The sequence below is a fragment of the Flavobacterium sp. 2755 genome (genome assembly GCF_031455715.1).
Taxonomy (GTDB): Bacteria; Bacteroidota; Bacteroidia; order Flavobacteriales; family Flavobacteriaceae; genus Flavobacterium.
The window spans coordinates 1-22,055 of sequence record NZ_JAVDTG010000010.1 but is presented as its reverse complement, the minus strand read 5'-3'; the positions used below and the strand labels follow the sequence as shown (position 1 = coordinate 22,055).

Genomic DNA, 22,055 nt, shown 5'->3' with positions numbered 1-22,055 from the left:
AAAGTAAAATAATCAATCGAATCATTATTAGTAATATAAAATGGAAAATGTATTCTCTTACCTAAAAAACCAATTCGTATTTCAGCTTGATATTCTTTTTCAGGCCGAAAACCCAATGGAAAAACCTGTTTTGAATCAAATGGATTCGAATGGTTTTATGAACGAATTCATCATCGAAAATAATCTGACAGAAATCGATATTCTTTTATTGGGGCTGGCTCTTGCACCCCACGTGAAACCCGATTTTTTAAGTTCGATTATTGCAGAATATTTACCAAATGGCGGCGAATTACCTGAATTTGGCGGAATAAAAACCAAAAACCACCGCGGAATTTTACCAACAGGCGAAACGGCTCAATTTTTAATTGCTGGAAATGATCTCGATGATCGAATTTCATTTTATGATTATCTGCACAATCAGTCTTTTCTTTATCAGAAAAAAATCATCAAAATAGAAGCTGTTCCAAATGGTGAACCAAAATTGAGCGGTTTATTGGTTTTAGAAGACGAATACATCGAAAAATTCATTACCGGAAAAATTCTTAAACCGCAGCTTAGCAGTATTTTCCCTGCCCAATTAATCGAAACCCAATTAGACTGGGATGATTTGGTGCTCAATTCTTCTACTTTAAATCAAATTAAAGAGATAGAAACCTGGCTTAAATTCAACGATATTTTACTTCATGAATGGAATATGAAATCTAAAATAAAACCTGGTTTTAGAGTCATGTTTTATGGTGCGCCGGGAACGGGAAAAACGCTTACAGCTTCGCTTTTAGGAAAATATACTCAAAGAGATGTTTATAGAATTGATTTATCGATGGTGATTTCAAAATACATTGGTGAAACCGAAAAAAACCTGTCTTCTCTTTTTGACAAAGCGACGGATAAAGACTGGATTTTGTTTTTTGATGAAGCCGATGCCGTTTTCGGAAAAAGAACAAATGTGAGAGACGCCCACGATAAATATGCTAATCAGGAAGTTTCGTATTTGCTGCAACGTATCGAAAATCATCCGGGATTGGTTATTCTGGCTTCTAACTTTAAAGCAAATATTGATAGCGCTTTTACCCGAAGATTTCAATCTATAATTGAGTTTGAAGTACCATCCTACGGTGAACGTTTAAGATTATGGCAAAATAACCTGCCAACAGGGATTAAGATTGCGGAAGATGTAAACCTTAACGAGCTTTCGAAAAAATATGATATTACGGGTGCCAATATTGTAAATATCATTCAATATGCCTGTTTGAGAACTTTAGAAGACCAAAACAAAAGTATTAACCTCAATCATTTGCTTCAGGGAATTAAAAAGGAATATGCTAAAGAAGGAAAAATGATGTAAACAAAAGTTTATGTTTTTAATTATTATTCTATAGTAATATATTCTTTTGTTTTAACCACTTTACCATTTACAACTTTTTCATAATTATTTTTATAATGTGCAACCGAATCGTTTTCACTAACGTCTGATCTAGTTATAATTTCAGAATATTTTATTACGCCTTTTTTATTAAAATAATGCTTTTTTATAGTTTCATCATCTATAGTAGATGAAGCTGTCGAAAGTATTCTGTTAACACTATCTATTTCTTCTATAGCATTGTCTGACAGCTCTTCTGAATACTCAAATGACTTTGTTTTTTCATTAAACAAATACATATTCACCATATCTGTCATAGGCTTACTTCCTTGACTTGTGATAAAAAAATCTTTAAAACCATCAAAATTTAAATCCTGAAAATGTTCGTTAAAATAATCTTCCGTATTAACATCATTTCCTGATTTAAAATAATCAGAATAGCTTAATAAAATTCGCTGTGTTTTATAGTCTCTTAATTCTATTGTAATTGCGCCTGAAACAGAATCAATTTGTTTCCAGTTACATTTTATATTATTAAGGCTAAAAGGCGCACTTATTTTTACAGAAGTATCTATTTTAGTTTGGGAAAGCTCTTTTACTGAAACCTCATGTTTACTCTCTTTTTTTAAAGAAACATTTTCTGCCGTATTTCTACAGCTCATTAAAAGCAAAACAATAAATATCGAAATAAGGTTTTTCATTTTTAGATGTTTTTAGAACTGAATCTAATAGTGTTATTAAATTCTAACAGCTTGTAGGTGCATAAAAAACAATGAATTTTTCAACTACCTCGTTTGTTTTGCTATTCTTTGCTTTAATTTTATAAATATATCTTGTTGCAAAAAAGCTGGTTCTTATTTTATCAAGAGATTCAATATTTCGGATTTCGTCTAACCATTCAGGTCCGCAATGTTTCCCTACAGCAGTTTTGAGCTCATCAATAGTAAAATCTATTGGGTGGTCTGTTCTTTCATCAATCATTGGGAGCTGCAAATCGTTTTTATTGACTTTAAATTTAGTCCATTCAGAAGTGTAGGTTTTCCAACCTTCTATAAGGCAAAACGGTACATCAAGTTCTCGTTCAGTATCAATTCCCACGTTTATTTCAAATTGTCCATATAATTCTATTTCATCAAACTCAGCTTGTTCAATTTTAAATGATCTTTCAAGAGAGTAACCCGGATCAAGATAAAAAACGGCTGTATCTTTTCTGGTTTCATAAATATTATCGGTTTCTTCATATTCATCTTTCCAGCTTGTATCATCGTCACTCATTGAAATCTTTAAATCAGAAAATTTAATAGTAAGATCTGCTATTGCGTCATTTACTTTTTCTCCATCCGATACAAAATCTTCTTTCTTTTTGCTTACAATTTCTTTTTTATCTGGTTTTTTACTTAGCTCCTTTTTATTTTCTTGACAAGAGAATAACAACATACTGATTATTAAAATTTGGAGCGTAATTTTCATATAGGGGATGAATTATTTATTGAGGTGATTATATTTTAATGGTAATGATGAGGTTTGTCTCTTCCTAAAATTATAGGTTTAAAACATTATTTAAAAACAATTGGTATTTTTTGAGTTTCTATTTCTCCTTTAAAAATTTCTATATTATTTTCTTTATAATTAGCCAAAATATCTTTTGGGATAATTTTTTCCATATCATATTTTAATTTGTATTTTAAACGAAATGTATATTTTTTTTGAGGATTTAATTTAAAGTAAATTGGACTTCTTAAATTCTCAACTATATCTTCAACCACAAATGGAAGTGGTAAAGATGTTTTTAAAATATAATTTTCTTTAGGAGAGATAATTATTTCCTGGTTATAAAAATTTAAAAACTCGCTTTTTATATTATAACCCATCTTTTTTAATAATAGTTCTTTTTCATTCTGAATATATGAATCTTGTTCTAATAAACTACCCATTTTACAACTATACGAAGGATCAATTAAAGGGGCATTTTTCTCCAATAAATTTCCTTTTTCATCTTCAATAATTATATCTACATGATATAAATTAGATAAATGCAAGTCTTGAATAAAGAGTAAATATTTTTTATTAGTGGGGTTCGATAATTCAAGTTTTACAGTATTTATAAAAAGATACTTTTCATTTTCGTTATTAAACACACCATGATTGTAGAAAGCTTCAATTGTGTCTGTAGAAAATCCTTTAGATACAATTTCTTTGTTTATCAATTTTAGCTCTAGTTTACTTTCTTGACAAGATATCAATAAAGTAAACAATAGAATTACCAAAATGCTTTTTTTCATTTCATTTATTTTTGAATATTATTAAAAAATATTAGGATGTTTTGTATTCAAAAATCATTAAATCCTATTTTCAAATATATTCATTTTTTCTAAAAAAAATGCTGGCTCGAGCGTTTCGCTCGTGCAAAACTTTGCGGTCACGAGTAAGATGCTCGCGATAGCGGAGTAAATTCTAAATTCTGAAACTTTATACGGCTTTCAACTGACCAATAATCTCAACGATATGTTCTTCATCAGTTCCGCAACAGCCGCCAAAAACATTTAAATGCGAGAAAGAATCTTTTAATGTTTTATATTCTTTTCCTAATTCTTTTGGGACTCCCCTGTCTAATTCTGTGGCTTCGTCTAATTCGGCGTGGCTTTTACAAGATGCATTTGCGCGAATTGCTTTGATGCGTTTTACCCAGTTTTCGTTTTTGCTTTCGCTTAATTCGTTTAAAAAATGTGTTGGATGCGCGCAATTTATCATATAATATATTGGCGGAATATTGACACTTTGGTCTACTTTTTCAATAGCATTTTTTAAACTCATTCCCGTAGGCAGTTTACCATTTGTTTCGACTGTAAAAGAAATAACCACAGGCAAATTAAAAGATGCCGCAGCTTTGACAATTCCAATAGTTTCTTCGATATAATTCATTGTAAGTGCCGAAACAAAATCTGTTGAGGTTTTGCTAAAAGCTTCTATTTGTGCTGTATGATATTGCTGTGCTTCCTCAATATTCATACAATTTTCTGGTACATAACCGTCGCCGCGAGGGCCAATGCAGCCGCTTATTAAAATAGAATTTATATCGTTTTTAAATTCTGTTCTTAAATTTTCTAAAAGAGTAACGGCTTTTTCATTCAGCGTGGCTAATTCATTTTTGCGATGACCAATTTTTTCGATCCAGTCTGGATTGGTACGCCAGGTTGGAGTTTCTAAAATAAAATTGGTTTGATACTTTTTTGCGATTTTTAAATATCGGATGTAATAATTTTTAAGGGCATTATATCCTTCCTGATTTTTTAATAAATCAAAAGCAGCGAAATACGGAAGATCAAATCCTTCCAAAAAAACCAATGTTGTTTCGAGTCCGCCGTCTGTTAAAAATATTTCATCCGTTTCATTTGGCAAAGTTTTTTTATTGTTTTCCATATCCTTTAAACAATTATAAACATTTAATAATCAAATAAATAACAATATAAATATACAAAATTTGAAATTCTGTGGAAAAATTATTCGAGCTTAGAAAAGGCTTTTATTAGATTTTCTTTTAATGGTAAAAAGCTTTTTATTATTCTTTTATACTTTGAACTTTTTTAAGAAGCATTTCATCGATTTCATCCAAAAATTCAAATGCATCCAAAGGAAAAAGCTGGTGCACAACTTCTAAAATTAAAGACAAATTAATCGTTGTTCTTATATCAGTTTCCGAAATTTTATGCACGTCGTGATCAACTCCCAAAATGCACAGTTTTAGCATCTCATTAATAGCGCATCCAAGTTCATAGTAACTTGAAAACTTAACCTCAGCAACATAATGTTCATTTTTTTTATTTGCCGATTTTAGAGTTTTAAAATAGTAACGCATTAATTTTTTAAATTTCTCTTCATTTTCCATTTCATTTTTTTCCATAATATTTTATTCTTTTAAATATGAGCAAATATACAAATTATAGCACAAGTGCTATAATATTTTTCTTATTTATATCTTCTTTTTGATAAGTGGAAAAGAATGATATTAAACCTAGAAAATTAATCTTCGATAAAGAGGGTTTACAGTTACTGGCAAAGCGACTAAAAGAAATACGCGCTGAAAAAGGTATATCACAAGAAGAACTAGCATACCGTGCTGATATGACATTATCACAAATTGCCAGAATTGAAACCGTAAAAACAAATCCTACTGTAAGTACTATATTTAAAATTGTTCGAGCGTTAGAAGTACCGCTTAGTGATTTATTTAATTTTGAGTTACCTCCATTTTCAAATGAATAAATTTCGAAAATGAGAAAAACTGAAGTACCAGAATCCGTCAAAATTGTCGGAAATAATATAAAAGAGATTATTAAAGAAAAAAAACTTAAAGTAAGACACGTTGCACACGATTCAGATTTAGATATCGAAGCATTAAGGAGATATATGTTAGGAAAACAAATTATGGGTATTGACAAGCTTATTCGTATCAGTAAAGCTCTGAATGTTGAAATAGCAGAGTTATTCCAAAAAATATAATTTTAAATGATTAAGCGGATTTTTATACTCGGAATTATATTTAGTTTGATTCAAACTTTTGTTTATTTTATTTTTGTGGAATTACTACAATTTGCAGAGACAAAGTTTGTCGCAGAAAATTATAGACAAATTACAGAAAAAATACTTCCTTATATTGTCCTCATTTTTTTTGAAAGTGTATTAATTCAAAATATTTTATCGTCAATAATCAATAAAAAATTATTTACCTGGATTATGTTTTCATTATCGACGATATTTTTATTAGTACCGTTTTTTAAAACTTTTGCTATATGGCCTTCTCTTCCGTTTATTTTAATAATAACTCTGCTTTTATTGTCATATCAGATTGTTGCGAAGAATTACAATAAAAAAATTGAGTCAATTTCATAATTTCATTCCGCTAAATGTTAATACGTGAGCGGGTATGCTGTCAATATTATAGATTATAAATGCAAAAATTGTGTAAAGCAAAAAATATAGATTTATTCAGAAACATTTCTACTAAGTTTCTTAAATTCTAACCTAACGAAAAAGATTAAAAATAATAGATAAAAAGGCAACATCACACATAGAAAGGCAATCCGCAGAAAGAATGTAAAACTATTTGAGAAATAATAACTTATTAGTATAGAAATGCACAACAATCCTATCGAAAAAATAGAAGCTACACCAACTGTATATGTACCATCCTTATCTACAAAACTTAGGAATTTCGAAATAGCCAAAAGAGTACAAAGAAACCAACTAACACTTAACGCAAATATTAAAGCAAATTGTGCATAAAAAGGATACTCAAATACTTCAGGTTTAAATAAACAAAATGGAATAGTCCAAAATGCTCCCATAATTATAAAAAAGATAATCAACTGTTTTGAGGTGTTGTTAAAATTATTAAATGCATTAAGAATATCTCCCATTATTTATATTTAAAATTTATACTCCTTAATCCCCTTATATCACTACATTATGCTTCAAGGTAAAGCAAATCTAATACATTTTAATTTATAAATATTACTATAAAAAGCCAGGACTTTTAATCCGCTTACAATTTCTAACTAACATTACATTTTTCAGGACAACTCGTGTTTACACATTAAACACAAACCAATCAACACTTTACAAAAAACAAAAGCAAATTGTGAATATCTATTTCCCGAAATCCTGATTTATTTTCCTGTAAAATCTATCTTTGGCATCCTTAAAAATTAGAAAAAATGAGCGCAATTTGGTACGAATGCAAAGTAAAGTATAGAAAAACCGATGAAACTGGAGGCCAAAAAGTTTTAACAGAACCTTATTTGGTAGATGCAGTATCTTATACAGAGGCTGAAAAAAGAATTAATGAAGAAATGGCGGCTTATATTAGCGAAGAATTTAAAATCACCAATATTAAAGTCGCAAATTATGCCGAGATTCATCCGTTTGAAAATGCTGACCGCTGGTTTAAATCAAAAGTTTCTTTGATTGCTTATGATGAAGAAAGCGGAAAAGAAAGAAAATCGAATATGTATATGCTGGTTCAGGCAAATGATGTGAGAGAAGCTTTTGACAACACAATTCATGTTATGAAAAATACAATGGGAGAATATTCTATTCCTGCCATTTCAGAGTCGCCAATTATGGATGTTTTTCCTTATTTCAGTGGTGAGGAAGAAGAAACCGAAATGCTGGAAAGATTCAACGCTCTTAAAGCTTCAAAACCTGCAAAAGTAGATGAAGAAATAATAGACCATATGGAATTTGAAACCCTAGAAGAATAATTTTTTTAAACTTCAAAAAATTAAAATTCCAAATTCCAATATTGAAATTTTAACAAATTAGCTTCAGAGGAATCTGGAGCTTTTTTATTTTCGGGCAGTAAAATTTACACGTATTTTCAAATCAAAATAAATCCTATATTCGTTATACAAAACCACTTACAACCAAACCAAAAACTCCATGAATAAAAAAACACTTATATTAATTGGGTTTATTATTTTAAAATTTGTCCTGCAATATGTTTTAATAAGTCCGGAATATGATTTGCAGCGCGATGAATATTTACATCTTGATCAGGCGCATCATTTGGCTTGGGGTTATTTATCGGTTCCGCCGGTAACTTCTTGGTTTTCTTATATCATTTTATTACTCGGAAATTCTGTTTTTTGGGTCAAGTTCTTTCCTGCTCTTTTTGGTGCTTTGACGCTTTTAATTGTCTGGAAAACTATTGAGTTTTTAAAAAGAAATTTATACGCTTTGGTTTTAGGCGCACTTTGTATTTTATTCTCTGCTTTATTACGAATTAACATGTTGTATCAGCCTAATTCATTTGATGTTTTGTGCTGGACATTATTTTATTATATTTTGATTCGATATGTTGCTGCAGAAAAACCAAAGTGGCTTTATATTGGAGCTATTGTTTTTGCCTTCGGTTTTTTAAATAAATACAACATCTTATTTCTTTTAATTGGCCTTTTACCGGCAATTATACTCTCTAAACAAAGAAAAATATTCGCAGAGAAAAAATTATACTTCGCCTTGATTTTAGGGTTATTATTGATTCTGCCGAATTTATTATGGCAGTACAATAATCATTTTCCAATTGTACACCATATGAAAGAACTTGCCGAAACACAATTGGTAAACGTAGATCGTGCCGATTTTGCCAAAGAACAGATTTTATTTTTTATTGGCGGATTCTTTGTTATTCTTTCTTCTTTTTATGCTTTACTTTTTTATAAACCTTTTGAAAAATATAAGTTCTTTTTTGCGTCGATAGTTTTTACATTAATTGTCTTTTTATACTTCAAAGCAAAAGCCTATTATGCAATTGGCTTATACCCTATTTATATCGCTTTTGGATCGGTTTTTCTTGCAGATGTTTTACAAAATGGCTGGAAACGTTTCTTAAAACCTGTATTTATTGCGCTTCCTTTACTATTTTTTATTCCGATGTATTACCTGGCTTTCCCCAATAAAAGTCCTGAAAAAATAGTTGCCGAAAAACTGGAAACACATCGTTGGGAAGATGGAAAAGAACACAATTTATCGCAGGATTTTGCCGATATGCTAGGCTGGAGAGAACTTGCCCGAAAAACAGATTCAGTTTATGCTTTGTTTCCAAAAACAGAAAACACTTTGGTTCTGTGTGACAATTACGGTCAGGCCGGAGCTATAAATTATTACACAAAAAAAGGAATTAAAGCGGTTTCTTTTAATGCCGATTATGTAAACTGGTTCAACCTAAATCTGTATTATACAAATCTAATTAGGGTTAAAGAATTTGACAAAGACAGTAAGGAATTTGTAGAGACGAGCCCTTATTTTGATATTTCTTTAATTGGCGGCGAAATCACAAATAAATACGCCAGAGAATACCGAACCACAATTTTTATTTTTAAAAATGCGAAAATCAATATCAACAAAAGGCTTGAACAGGAAATCAAAGAAGAAAAAAATTACGCCAAATAAATGACTGATTTCAGCAATATTGAATATTTAAAAACCGGAAATCAAAAACAGATTCAAGCTTACGAAACCTTAAAGCAAAATAAGGTCATGGAAGTTCTTTCTGAATTTGATCCAATTTTGGCTGGAACAATTCCCATTAATATTGACATTGAAAACAGCGATCTGGATATTATTTGTTATTGGGAAAACAAAACCGAATTTGTTTCTAGAGTTTCTTCCCTTTTCGAAAATAAAACGGATTTTAAAATTCAAGAAACAATTATTGACCAACATGAATCTGTAGTCGCTAATTTTAAAATAGATGATTTTGAAATTGAAATCTTCGGACAAAATATTCCAACCAAAAATCAAAATGCCTACAAGCATATGGTTATTCAAAATGAAATATTAGAATCAAAAGGCGAAAATTTCCGTTTAGAAATCATAAAACTCAAACAAAATGGATACAAAACCGAGCCTGCTTTTGGCGAATTATTAGGTTTAAAAATCAATCCATATTTAGAATTACTTGAATATAAATTGTGATTCAAGTAATCATAAACCACAATTTACTAAATATCAATCACTTAAAATTAAAATTATTAAAATGAAAAATTTTCAATAATTTCTTTGCATAACAGTATTTAGTGCGTATCTTTGCACCCGAAACATCGCGGGATAGAGCAGTAGGCAGCTCGTCGGGCTCATAACCCGAAGGTCACAGGTTCGAGTCCTGTTCCCGCTACTAAGTAAAGCTTCAGAGAAATCTGGAGCTTTTTTCTTTATAAAAAAAAGCACTTTGCAAAAAAACTTGCTTTTTGATTGATTTTCTTTACGTTAACGAGAAGAAAAGCAACAATTATCTTAATTATTTATTTAAAATTATATTTTAATCGTAAACTCCAATGTTTAAAAAAAACAGCCCCCAAATTCTTATTCTTACCTTTTTAAGTTTATTTTTTTCCATTAATTCATTTTCTCAAAAAAATCTTTATGCCGGAATTGAAGTTGGCCGAAGAGCGATAAAAGTTTCTGTTCTGGATGTAAGTAATATCAAGAAAGCAGATTATAAAATCCTTTCTTTCTGGACTGAGAGAATTAATTTTGCCGAACATATTGCTAATACCGGCGAACTTACTGAGGACGATATTAACAGAGCCAGCACTATTGTAGCTGAACAATTGACAAAAATACGAGCAGAACATAAAATGCCCGAAACTAATATTTTTATCGTAGCCGCTCCTGTTTTTTCATCTGCACGCAACGCTGATGTTTTAAAAAATAAAATTGCTACACTAACAAACAAAGAACTTGAGATACTTAATGTTAACGAAGAGGCTAAAACACTAGTTAAAGGTGCAATGCCTCCGGTTGATTATTCTAATGCTTTTTTGCTTGATATTGGTGCACAAACTACAAAAGGCGGATACATTGATGAACTTGAAGATAACAAATTAGAGTTTATTCCTTTGGAGCTTGATTTTGGTACAATGACACTTACTGATGCTGTGAAAAAAACGGTTGTAAATCAAGCGCAGGTTAATGATATGTCGGCATATCAGGAAAAATCTTTTGATTTTAACTCGGTGCTGCGTAAGAAGGTTCAGGCATTGCTGGACAAAAATCCTCTTTTATTAAAAAAGGACAAAATATATTTATCTGGTGGAGCTGTTTGGGCTTTTGCGACTCTATATTATAATGAAAACGTAAAAGAGCATTATATTTCTTTAAACATGGAAGACATTCTTAATTATGATGCAATCCTGAAAAATAACTTCGTGAAATTTACAAACCTTGCTAAAACCAATAAAGAAGCTGCAAGAGTTTTGAGTACTTATAATCAGGAATATTTAATTTCTGCAAATAATATATTAATTGCCTGTTTAGAAGGTGTTCCAAATTTAGAAACAAAGAAAGTATACTTTGTAAAAGAGGGACAAGTAACCTGGCTTATTTCATACATTGCCGATCGTTCTAAAAAGGTAAATACTAATTTTTAAAGATCATCCTTTATAAATATTACAAAAGCTTCGGAGAAATCTGGAGCTTTTTTTTGATATAACCAATCTGAATTATTCAAAAAAAACTCTAAAAAGTCAGGAAATTTATGTACGATTTAGAGTATAAATTAATTTGTAGAATTTTTCTTAATTTAATTTATAAAAAGCTGTAATTTAGCTATTTACTAATTAATAATTTTGATTTTATGTATTCACCAGCTCAATACACAGATTTTTTTATTAGTTATTTAGAAAATCAAACTATAGATAAAGAACCTAAAAATCTATATGAGCCTATAAACTACATAATGTCATTGGGAGGAAAACGAATACGGCCTGTTCTTACTTTACTTACTACAGAATTTTTTGATACGGATTACAAATTGGCATTGCCAGCTGCTTTGGCCATAGAGGTTTTTCATAATTCTTCACTAGTTCACGATGATATTATAGACGAGGATCCTATAAGAAGAGGAAAACCTACGGTACACAAAAAATGGAATACTAACGTCGCTATTCTTGCCGGAGACGCCATGATTATTTTAACTTATCATTATCTGCAAAGTTACGAACCAAATCTTGCTAAAGCTTTAACTAAAGCGGTTGTCAAAATGGGAATCAAAGTTTGCGAGGGACAAACATGGGATGTTGATTTTGAAACCCGACAAGATGTTACGGTTTCAGAATATCTAAAAATGATTGAGTGCAAAACCGGGGCACTTATAGCCACATCAATGAAAATGGGCGCCATTATTGCTCAAACTTCTCCCGAAAATTGCGATTTAATTTATGATTTCGGACTTAATATAGGCTTAGCGTTTCAACTGCAAGACGATTACCTGGATCTTTTTGGTGATACTCCAACCTTTGGCAGACGATTATGCGGCGATATTATTTCGAATAAAAAAACCTATTTATATTTCAAGGCTCTTGAAATTTTAACTTCAAACGAAAAACAACAATTAATGGAATTGTATGCTGTTCGCCTAGTTGATAATGAAAAGAAAATTGAAACCATTACAGAATTATTTCAGACGTCTGGAGTACCAGCCGCAACTCAAGAATCCATTAAGAAATATACTTTTAAAGCTTCTGAAATTTTAGAGAAGATTGATATAAACGAAAATAAGAAAGCGATATTGAGAGCTTTTGCAGAGAGTTTAATCAGAAGAAGAGTTTAACTATTTACTTTACTATAAAATCTTTTCTGCAACTGCATATTAAATTTCAGTTTCCAACAAATTATTGATCTCATCTAAAAACTATAAAACTGATGATAACTAATAGAACATTCAACTTTAGAAAAGTTTATGAAGCATTGTAAATAGATTATGTTGATTTATTTTAAGTTTTAAGACGAAAAATAACATTATACTCATTAAAAAAATCTCTTGTATTTTTATCATCTCGAAATACATTAATTCTTATATAAAATTCAAGAAAAATCCTTCTTTTTTTTAGTCTCTCAATTAAATTTTACAGCAGGTTATAAATACATTTTTTTTTATTCATCAAGTCACCAAATAGAGAAATTTACCCAGATAAATCTCTCAAAATAAATTAGTTTTTTCTTCTATTTCCATATTACAGAAAAAGAAGCAACTTTTTTTTAAATGGTAACTCACTCATTAACAAAAAGGTAAAAAACAGTTCAATAAAAAAACAACAAAATGAGGAAACCCGTAATAAAATAAAAATTATTACCTATAAATTTGAGCGCGTTAACAAATAATAATTGGCTTTTAACATAAATAACTAACTATTGTTTAAAAATAAAAAGACAATCATTTTTGCAATTCGAAAAATAGAGTAATTTTACCAAAAAATTAACAAATTTATTCAGTGAAAAATAATACCACAACTGGATTAACAATACTTAATTTCCTGTTAATCATAGTTTTAATAACCTTTATTGCATTAAAATTAAATCCAAGCAAAAGTAAAATTGTATATGTTAATAATGTTAAAGTATTTGAAGGCTTTAACATGACGAAAGAATTAAAAAAAGTTGGTGAAAAAGAATTCAACAACAGAAAACTACATCTTGATTCTTTATACTCTAAATTACAATCTCCAGAAATATCAAGTTTAGATAAAAAAAACTTAATGCAGATCTTCATTCAGGAGAAAGAAGAACTGAATCAATTCAACGATTATTTTGGTGCAGAGCAATCCGCAAAAATATGGACCCGAATTAGAAGCTATTCTTCTGAATTTTCAAAAGAAAACAATTACCAAATAATTATTGGATCTGACGACAAAGGCAATGTTCTATTTGCCGATGAATCGATTGACATAACCAACGATTTACTTACCTATATAAATAAGAAGTATGAAGGACTTAAATAAGATTATTTTTGTCTTCCTGCTTTTTGCTTTATTTTCTTGTAAAAAAGACCCGCAAACATCAAATTTTGACGATTCAGAAATTAGAGATCGTTATTTCAACCTTGAAAAAATAGGCTGGAAATCTCGCATGTATACTCAAAAAGTAGAAGATATAGGTTTTACTGCAACCGAAGTTCCTGTTCAATATTACTTACTGAAAGATTTAGGAACCGAAGATTTAAAAATGGTAGATTCTCTTTATGAAGAAAATAAAAGAGAACGTGTCATGGAATTTACTTTTCAACAAGAGGAAGAAAAAGATTTATTATCTAAAGATTTTACAGGTATGGAATATACTGATGCTGTAAAATATATGTCTTTTGGTCTTCAAAATGATTTTTATGTCGTTACCTCAAAAAATGACACTATTCAATGCTCTGGAGTTACTTATGAACGTAGTTATAAGATTGCTCCTTATCAAAGGGTACTTTTATTCTTCTCCGGAATAGATCCTAATGATAAAATACAACTTATATATAATGATTTCCTGTTTAGAAAAGGAACTCTAAAATTTAAATTCAAAGATCCTCATACCCCTATAGCCTTATGATTAAGCAAAGAAAAGTAAGTAAATTTAAAAAAACTTTGGCTGTCTATTTAGCCATGATGATTCTTTTGGAAACTTTTCAGCCTATGCAGATTTACGCATTGACAAGTGGACCAACACAGCCTGAATTCAATGCTTTCACCCCTATTGGTACCTCTGATATGGTGAATTTATCAACAGGAGATTTTAATTATAACATCCCCATAATGGATGTTGGAGGATATCCATTAAATCTTGCTTACAATTCTGGTGCCAGTATGGATCAGGAATCATCATGGGTAGGTTTAGGATGGAATTTAAACGTAGGTGAAATTTCCAGACAAGTCCGCGGTTTACCTGATGATTTTCGAGGTGATAAAATGACTTATGAAAATAACCTTAGGGACAATGTAACTGTTGGAACTAATTTTAACATTTCAGGAGCTTTATTTGGTGTAGAAGTTCCATTTCAAGCAGGTTTGGGAGTTCAGTATAACAATTATGAAGGTATAACATTCAAACCTTCATTCGGTATTTCGTATTCTTTATTTAATACTGCCAATATTGGTTTTGAGCTTACAGGATCAACAGGTGAAGGTGCAACATTGAGTCCAACTGTTGGTTTATCCGGCAAAGTTTCTGAAAAAACAAAATTTTCATCAACTTTGGGTGTAGGAGTTGGAATCGATCTAAATAATAGAAAAGGATTAGAGAATTTAAGTGTTTCAGCATTCTCAAAACGATCAGAAAAAACATTTAATACTATCACTTCCGGTGGTGATACTGAAAAAACTATCGGAGAAGGTAAAATAGAAGGTAAAATCTCTCTAAATAATACGAATAATTACACTCCTACAAAAAGAGTTGCTTATGACAACATCAACGGTACATTTAATGCTTCTATAGGTTCTGAGATTTTTGGTGGCGAATTAGATGCTAAAATAACAGCATATGGTGCTGTACAAAAAATTAACTCTAAATATAAAAACAGAAAAGTCGGGGCATATGGATATGAAAACAGCCAGTATAAAAATGATGCCGAAGGAGTGCTTGATTTTAACCGTGAAAAAGAAACTTCAATAATAAATAAAAATACAAATGCCCTTCCTGTTACCAATTACACTTTTGATACATATAGCATTGAAGGACAAGGAGTTTCTGGCATGTTCCGGCCTTTTAAATCGCAAACTACTTATGTCTATAACGACAAAGTAACTGATAATGGTTCAAGTACATCAATAGGAGTTGAAATAGGCGCAGGAAATTTGGTTCATTTTGGTGTCAATTTTAATTTAACTCCTTCTTCAACATCCACAGGAAAATGGTCTAAACAAAACTATGCAATCAATGCGTTTACGGAGCGCTCAACCGATAAAAATGATCCTTTATATGAACCCTCAACATTTAAACTTATTGGTGAACTAAATGTTGATAACGACCTTGACGACATTTACACAAAAAAAATGTTAGGAAACAGAGCTTTAAGACTAAAAATTGGCGGAGGTACCTATGATAGAAAATTAGAGTCTGTTTATATGGCAAAATCAATTTCTGCAAATTCTGTATACGAACCTCACCCAGTAACAGAAAAAATTAAAAGATCAGGCAGGCTGTTGCGTAACCAGGTAATTCAAAAAATAACCAATAAAAACGCTGACAATAAGTTTATATATAAAAATGATCAGGCACCTGAATACCATACTGCAGGAATGAAAGTAGTACAGGCAGACGGCTCTTCTTATATTTATGGAAAAGCAGTTTACAATAATGAAAAAATCGAGGCAACTTTTGATGTTTCAAAAAGTAAGACTGGCGATAATTTTAAAGGTACGGTTGAGTATATAGCAGAATTGGCTGAAAATGGAACTGATAACAGCGATCATTTTGTACAAAAAATAACTACTCCTAAATATGCGCATTCTTATCTAATTACCAGTATACTTTCTCCAGATTATCAGGACTTAAACAATGATGGACCTACTGATAATGATTTAGGGTCTTACACTAAATTTGACTACACTAAACCTAATGATTTACATTATGTTAGTGACTTTCAATGGAGAGTCCCTTACGGAAAAAAAGGAAAAATTGAAGCATCTTATAATGAGGGTTTAAAAACAAGCAAAAAAGATCAGCGAGGGAATTATATCTATGGAAAAAAAGATATAACATATCTTAAAAAAATAGAAACAAAAACGCATGTAGCTTTTATTGACTTAGAAAAAAGAAAAGATGCGATTGAAGTAGATGGTGAGAAAGGTGGTCAAGGATCTAGAGCCATGAGTTATATAAAATCGATTCGATTATATTCAAAGTCAGAATTGGCTGCTGCTCAAATTTCACTAGAAACCGCAGCCGATGTCGCAAATGAAATAACTGTTAAGCCTATCAAAACAGCTCACTTTGAATACGATTATTCGCTTTGCAATGATATTCCATCGAATAATGGTACAGCTCAAAATCCTGAAGGTACTAATATAGGAAAACTTACTTTAAGAAAACTTTACTTTACCTACCGTGCTTCAAATATGGGGAAATATACTCCTTATAAATTTTCTTATTCTGAAAAAAATCCTAATTACGAAATTAAAGCATCAGATATATGGGGAAATTATGCTCCTATTGATAAAACTTCTACTTTATCTCCAAATGAATTTCCTTTTGTTAAGCAAGATCATGACATTGCTGCATCTAACACAAGTGCATGGCAGTTAAATAAAATTACATTACCATCTGGAGGTGAACTTAAAATACAAACCGAAAGTGATGATTATAAATATGTTCAAAATAAAAAGGCTATGCAGATGTTTAAAGTTATTGGTGCCGGAGATTTTGCTACACCAACATCTTCTACCCAATTGTATGCAAACAAAATAGCTAAGAAATTTATTTATGTAAGCGTTCCAGATGCAACATTAACAGCAACTGAGTTTAAACAAAAATATTTATCTGAAAACATTAATAAACCTATCTATTTCAAATTCTTGTTGAATATGACTGCTAAAAGCAGCGATTTTGTTAGTGGCTATTTTGAAATTGATAAGGAAGACTCCCTTAGGGATCAAATGTCTGTAAACGATCATGTCGTGGCAATTCCATTAAAATTTCTTAAACTTGAAGGAATTTCAGGAGATAAAGACCGACCAGTAAACCCTATTGCAAAAACAGGATGGGGATTTGGAAGAACCTATTTAAACAGAGCGGTTTATAATCTTTCTGAAGAAGAAGCCAACAAAAGTTTTGAAGCAATTGCCAGAGATCTTGTACAAAGCATTCAATCAATGACCCAAGTTTTTAAAAGTCCGAATGCTCTTTTAGAAACTAATGGATGTGCTAAAACCTTTACACCAAATTCATCATGGATACGTCTGGAAAATCCAGATGGAAAAAAACTTGGAGGAGGTCTAAGAGTATCCAAAATAGAATTAAGTGATCAATGGGATGTTATGAATGCAGCCCCGAACAACAATACAATCTATAATGAAAAATATGGTCAACAGTATTCATATGTTTTAGAAGATGGAAGTTCATCAAGCGGGGTTGCTACTTTTGAACCAAATGCTTCGCCAGAAAACCCATTTGTTGAACCATTTTATAGTGACAGTGGAAATTATGCTGAAAGAATTGCTGCGCCCAAAGAAACAAACTATATTGAAAAACCATTTGGCGAATCTTTTTTTCCTTCACCAAAAGTGACCTATTCAAGAGTTACTGTTTCAAATCTGGAAAAAAAACAAAATGATGAAAATAAAATATTAAAAAAGCATGCAACAGGAAAAGTAATAACAGAATACTACACAACCAAAGATTTTCCAACATTGGTAGATTATACCGATCTTAACATATTGCCTGACCCTACAGACAATCCTTTGAAACAATTACTAAAAGTACATTCTGTAAATCATTTGGCTGCATCACAAGGGTTTTCGATAGAGACTAATGACATGGACGGGAAAGTAAAATCTGAAAGTGTTTATGGTGAAGGCCAAACAAAACCAATTTCACAAGTTGAATATAAATATAATGTGGGAAAAGATGGAAAACTGGACAATAATCTAACCACAATTGATTCAAAAGGAAATATTAAAAAGCAGATTCTGGGGGTAAATTATGATTTGATTAATGATTTTAATGAAAATAATTCTACCGCTACAACAACAGGTGTGGATGGAAACTTGGCAACATTTCTTGTGGCTATTTTCCCAGGGTTTGTTCCTACTGTTTTGCCGAGATTTGCTTATCATGAATCTGTTCTTAAGACATCTTCAACAACTAAAGTAATTCACAAAACTGGTATTTTAATAGAAAAAATAGCTTATGATTTAGGTTCAAAAGTTTCTACTAAAAATTTAGCATGGGATGCTAAATCTGGACAAATATTATTGACTCAGACTGTAAATGAATTTGATGACAATTATTACAGCTTTAGCTATCCGGCATATTGGTATTATGAAAATATGGGACTGGCTTCAGAGAATATTGGATTAGAAGGAGAATTAGTTAATGATGGATCTTTTTTTAGTCTAAGCAATTCTTCGTCAAAAATTAACGAATATTTTAAAATAGGTGACGAATTAATCTTTAATCAAACTAAACTCTGGGTTATTGGTTATAATACAGGTAAATCTAAAATTCAATTAATGGATAGAAGCGGCAATAATGTTGATGCTTCAAATATGCCCTCAGATTTAAATTTCATTGTAACAAAATCAGGAAACAAAAATTTACAAATGGCATCAATGGCTTCTGTTACATCAATGACGAACCCAATTGAAAATGCTGCAACTAATATTACAAATGACACATTTGGATATAAGAGCACAACCAGTACAACCCTTAGCAAAAAAATAATTAATGCTACTGCCATTGAATACAATGACGATTGGAAATCGCAATGTGAAAATGGCCTACCGAATGAATCTGGCCTGATAAACGCAAGTGGTGGTAAAGTGAATCCATATTTATATAATGCAAAAGGAAATTGGAGAGCAGTAAAATCATACGCTTATTTAACTGGAAGAAATAACTCAAACAATTCAAACAGAAGAAAAGAAGGATATTATACTTCGTTTAATCCTTTTTATACATTGAATTCGGAAGTCTGGTCAAAAGATGTTACCAATTGGACATTTGCTAGTGAGGTAACGAAATATAGCCCTTATGGTGCCGAATTAGAAAATAAAGATGCTTTAGATCGTTATTCATCTGCTCAGTATGGATATAATTATACTTTGCCGATAGCAGTTACTTCAAATGCTAAATATGGAGAAATTGGTTTTGATGGTTTTGAAGATTATGGCATTCCAAATCCACAATTAGATGCTTTATTAAAACCTCATTTTGGTTTTTCACAATCTATTAATGCTAATGTGACTGTATCTAAAGCAATTTCTCATACTGGAAATAACAGTATAGCTATTAATCCAGGGCAAAAAGCATCTTTTGTTAGAAAAATAGACGGTTGTAAAACTACGCCAACTGTTCCTTCCAATCCAGCTCCTTGCCAGGCTAATGCTATTGCAACTCCATCTTCTCAAACGATAACATCAGGACAAAGCACCAGCATTTCATTAGCATCGGCGGTTCAGGGACAATCACTAACATATAGCTGGACTGTTCAGCAAAATGGGGTTTCGGGTGCTTCTGCAGGGACAGGAAATTCTATTAATCAAATTTTGACGACAACAGGAAGCAGTGATGGGTCAGCAACATATACCATAACGCCTAAATCCGGAACGTGTTTCGGATCCATAATAAATGTTACCATTACAGTAAATAAACAAATTACTGGTCCTCCAGTACAAACTTATCTTTATACATCACAATGGCCATATCCAGATGATATTCACCATCCTGAAATTAATTCATGGGTAGATTTTATTGATGAAAATGGACAAACTCAGAGAGTTCGTGTAGGTAATGAAGACAATCAGTGCGTTCAGATTACAGCACAAAGTATAATTGACGAACATTATGCCCGAATTTGTGATTAATTAAGAAATTATAAAAAAGCTTGTTTTAATAAATCTATAGCACTAATTGTTAATCATAATTATTGTAAATAGAATAAATAGCTATTTAATAAACTCGATTGATAAAGAATCAATTGTAATAGAAAAAATATGTCGAAAAGTTTTAAAATAAAGAAGGATTCAGTTGTAACTCTTTTAATGGTATTTTGGAGTATTATATCCTATGCTGGAGAATTTAATCCGATTTTCACTTCGAAAAATAGAGACTCAATCAATGTTGCTGAAAAGAACGTATCTTTTGGTCCCATAACTTATACTAAGTGTTTTGATGGAGTTTTTGACGAAAATGATGAAACCGTTGGAGCAAATGGTCTTAGGCCAAAACCGGGATCAATAACTTATATCAATACGAATGGTCAAACTGTTTCTTTAAATAATATCTGGTCAGGAAATCCTGTTACTATAACTTATAGATCGATTTCTTCTCAATTAAATCTGGCTGCATGTTGTACAGGTAGTGTTACTGCCCAACTTACTTCTACAGCTGGAACTGATGTGCAAACAAAATGTACTGGTACAGCAATCACAAATATTACCTATAGTAGTACTGGTGGCACTAGTGCAGATTTTTCTGGATTACCACCCGGTGTTACGGGAAGCTATATCTCTAATATTGTAACTATTAGTGGAACACCGACCACTCCTGGAACATTTAATTATACTGTAACAGTTTACAACGATTGTATTCAAGCTAATCTATCTGGATCAATTACTGTAAACGGAAGCTCATTTTATTTAGATTCTAGTGCAGGAATAGATAATCAAACAAAGTGTATTAATACTGCGATTATTCCTATTCCCTACAATACATCTGGAGTTACTGGAGTTAGTTATTCAGGGTTACCTTCAGGCGTTACAGGAAATTTTGCAAACAATGTTGTTACGATTAGTGGTACACCAACTGTAGCGGGATCATTTCCTTATACTGTAACTTTTTCTGGAAGTTGTGGAAATGCAAACGCCACAGGAACTATTATTGTAACACCTGCTAAAATTGCAGGAGTAGCTTCTTCTTCACCAACACTTTGCATCAATACTGCCCTGACACCCATTACTCATACAACTAGTTCGGCTACAGGTATAAGTCCCGCAGGAACTCCACCAAATTATGGTTTACCTACCGGTATTAGTGCATCTTGGGCTTCAAACACAATTACCATAAGCGGAACACCAACTACAGCGGGAACTTTTAACTATTCGATTCCGCTTGCAGGTACTTGCGGAACTGCAAATGCAACAGGAACTATTATTGTAAAGCCAAATAATACAGCAGGTGGGCCTTCATATTCGCCTACAATTTGTATTAATACAACCATAGTAGATGAAACAGCTATCAAACATACTACAACTGGTGCAACGGCTATCGGAACGGCAACAGGACTACCAGTAGGAATAACTGCAGCTTGGGCTTCAAACACCATCACCATAAGTGGAACACCAACTATTGCTGGAACTTTTAACTATTCAATTCCTTTAGCTGGTGGATGTGGAATAGTAAATGCAACAGGTACTATTATTGTAACGCCTGTTAAAACTGCAGGAACTGCTTCATCTTCGCCTACACTTTGTATCAACACAGCTTTAACAGCTATTACACATACAACTACCAATGTTACTGGTATCTCAAACAGCGGGGTTTCCGGTGCTAATGGACTACCAGCTGGCGTGAGCGCTGCATGGGCTTCTAACACCATTACAATCAGCGGAACACCGACAGCTTCCGGAACGTTTAACTATTCGATCCCTTTAACCGGCGGGTGCGGAACGGTAAATGCAACGGGAACTATTATTGTAACACAAGCAAATACTGTAAGCGC

General features: G+C 31.6%; 17 protein-coding genes, 1 tRNA gene and 1 pseudogene. 13 read left to right on the top strand and 6 right to left on the bottom strand.

What is annotated here, in order from left to right; genetic code table 11:
- Positions 1 to 40: 40 nt before the first annotated feature.
- Complete coding sequence (locus tag J2Y38_RS20060) at positions 41 to 1,345, top strand: ATP-binding protein (RefSeq protein WP_309846079.1); 1,305 nt, start codon at positions 41 to 43, stop codon at positions 1,343 to 1,345.
- Positions 1,346 to 1,368: 23 nt separating this feature from the next.
- Here the strand turns inward: J2Y38_RS20060 and J2Y38_RS20055 are convergent, their stop codons facing one another.
- From J2Y38_RS20055 to J2Y38_RS20035, 5 genes are all read right to left on the bottom strand, one after another.
- The gene (locus J2Y38_RS20055) at positions 1,369 to 2,064 is read right to left on the bottom strand and encodes an XAC2610-related protein (RefSeq protein WP_309846077.1); all 696 of its coding nucleotides are present in this window, start codon (positions 2,062 to 2,064) and stop codon (positions 1,369 to 1,371) included.
- Between the two features lie 43 nt (positions 2,065 to 2,107).
- Positions 2,108 to 2,833, bottom strand: coding sequence for a hypothetical protein (locus tag J2Y38_RS20050; RefSeq protein ID WP_309846074.1), 726 nt, complete (start codon positions 2,831 to 2,833; stop codon positions 2,108 to 2,110).
- An 86-nt stretch (positions 2,834 to 2,919) separates the two neighbouring features.
- Positions 2,920 to 3,645, bottom strand: coding sequence for a hypothetical protein (locus J2Y38_RS20045; RefSeq protein ID WP_309846071.1), 726 nt, complete (start codon positions 3,643 to 3,645; stop codon positions 2,920 to 2,922).
- Positions 3,646 to 3,832: 187 nt separating this feature from the next.
- Positions 3,833 to 4,783, bottom strand: a complete 951-nt coding sequence (locus tag J2Y38_RS20040; protein WP_309846070.1) for a homocysteine S-methyltransferase family protein — start codon at positions 4,781 to 4,783, stop codon at positions 3,833 to 3,835.
- 139 nt (positions 4,784 to 4,922) lie between these two features.
- On the bottom strand, positions 4,923 to 5,264 hold the full coding sequence (locus J2Y38_RS20035; RefSeq protein WP_309846068.1) for a hypothetical protein: 342 nt from the start codon (positions 5,262 to 5,264) through the stop codon (positions 4,923 to 4,925).
- An 89-nt stretch (positions 5,265 to 5,353) separates the two neighbouring features.
- Here J2Y38_RS20035 and J2Y38_RS20030 point away from each other — a divergent pair, with 89 nt between their 5' ends.
- Positions 5,354 to 5,626: a helix-turn-helix transcriptional regulator gene (locus J2Y38_RS20030; RefSeq protein ID WP_309846066.1), complete on the top strand. Its 273-nt coding sequence runs from the start codon at positions 5,354 to 5,356 to the stop codon at positions 5,624 to 5,626.
- Between the two features lie 9 nt (positions 5,627 to 5,635).
- Entirely contained in the window at positions 5,636 to 5,863 is a 228-nt protein-coding gene (locus J2Y38_RS20025) for a helix-turn-helix domain-containing protein (RefSeq protein ID WP_232682363.1), read from the top strand.
- Between the two features lie 482 nt (positions 5,864 to 6,345).
- On the opposite strand, the gene J2Y38_RS20020 is transcribed toward J2Y38_RS20025, so the two are convergent.
- Positions 6,346 to 6,780, bottom strand: coding sequence for a hypothetical protein (locus J2Y38_RS20020; RefSeq protein WP_309846063.1), 435 nt, complete (start codon positions 6,778 to 6,780; stop codon positions 6,346 to 6,348).
- A gap of 297 nt (positions 6,781 to 7,077) precedes the next feature.
- On the opposite strand from J2Y38_RS20020, the gene J2Y38_RS20015 reads away from it, so the two are divergent.
- From J2Y38_RS20015 to J2Y38_RS19970, 10 genes and pseudogenes are all read left to right on the top strand, one after another.
- A complete protein-coding gene (locus tag J2Y38_RS20015; RefSeq protein WP_309846061.1) occupies positions 7,078 to 7,623 on the top strand; it encodes a DUF4494 domain-containing protein in 546 nt (181 codons plus the stop codon).
- A 178-nt stretch (positions 7,624 to 7,801) separates the two neighbouring features.
- Positions 7,802 to 9,313: a glycosyltransferase family 39 protein gene (locus J2Y38_RS20010; RefSeq protein ID WP_309846060.1), complete on the top strand. Its 1,512-nt coding sequence runs from the start codon at positions 7,802 to 7,804 to the stop codon at positions 9,311 to 9,313.
- Positions 9,314 to 9,838, top strand: coding sequence for a DUF4269 domain-containing protein (locus tag J2Y38_RS20005; RefSeq protein ID WP_309846059.1), 525 nt, complete (start codon positions 9,314 to 9,316; stop codon positions 9,836 to 9,838).
- A gap of 126 nt (positions 9,839 to 9,964) precedes the next feature.
- Positions 9,965 to 10,037: transfer RNA gene (locus tag J2Y38_RS20000), tRNA-Met, on the top strand.
- Between the two features lie 160 nt (positions 10,038 to 10,197).
- Positions 10,198 to 11,292 (top strand): exopolyphosphatase, encoded by a 1,095-nt coding sequence (locus J2Y38_RS19995; protein WP_180860045.1) that lies wholly within the window; start codon positions 10,198 to 10,200, stop codon positions 11,290 to 11,292.
- A 206-nt stretch (positions 11,293 to 11,498) separates the two neighbouring features.
- Complete coding sequence (locus J2Y38_RS19990) at positions 11,499 to 12,473, top strand: polyprenyl synthetase family protein (protein ID WP_309846057.1); 975 nt, start codon at positions 11,499 to 11,501, stop codon at positions 12,471 to 12,473.
- Positions 12,474 to 13,134: 661 nt separating this feature from the next.
- Positions 13,135 to 13,641 (top strand): OmpH family outer membrane protein, encoded by a 507-nt coding sequence (locus J2Y38_RS19985; RefSeq protein ID WP_309846056.1) that lies wholly within the window; start codon positions 13,135 to 13,137, stop codon positions 13,639 to 13,641.
- Complete coding sequence (locus J2Y38_RS19980; protein WP_309846054.1) at positions 13,625 to 14,230, top strand: hypothetical protein; 606 nt, start codon at positions 13,625 to 13,627, stop codon at positions 14,228 to 14,230. Before J2Y38_RS19985 ends, J2Y38_RS19980 begins: the two co-directional genes overlap by 17 nt.
- Entirely contained in the window at positions 14,227 to 20,199 is a 5,973-nt protein-coding gene (locus tag J2Y38_RS19975; protein WP_309846053.1) for a PKD-like domain-containing protein, read from the top strand. The genes J2Y38_RS19980 and J2Y38_RS19975 overlap by 4 nt, the downstream gene beginning before the upstream one ends.
- Before the next feature lie 129 nt (positions 20,200 to 20,328).
- Positions 20,329 to 22,055, top strand: a pseudogene (locus J2Y38_RS19970) (hypothetical protein); the annotation flags it as partial.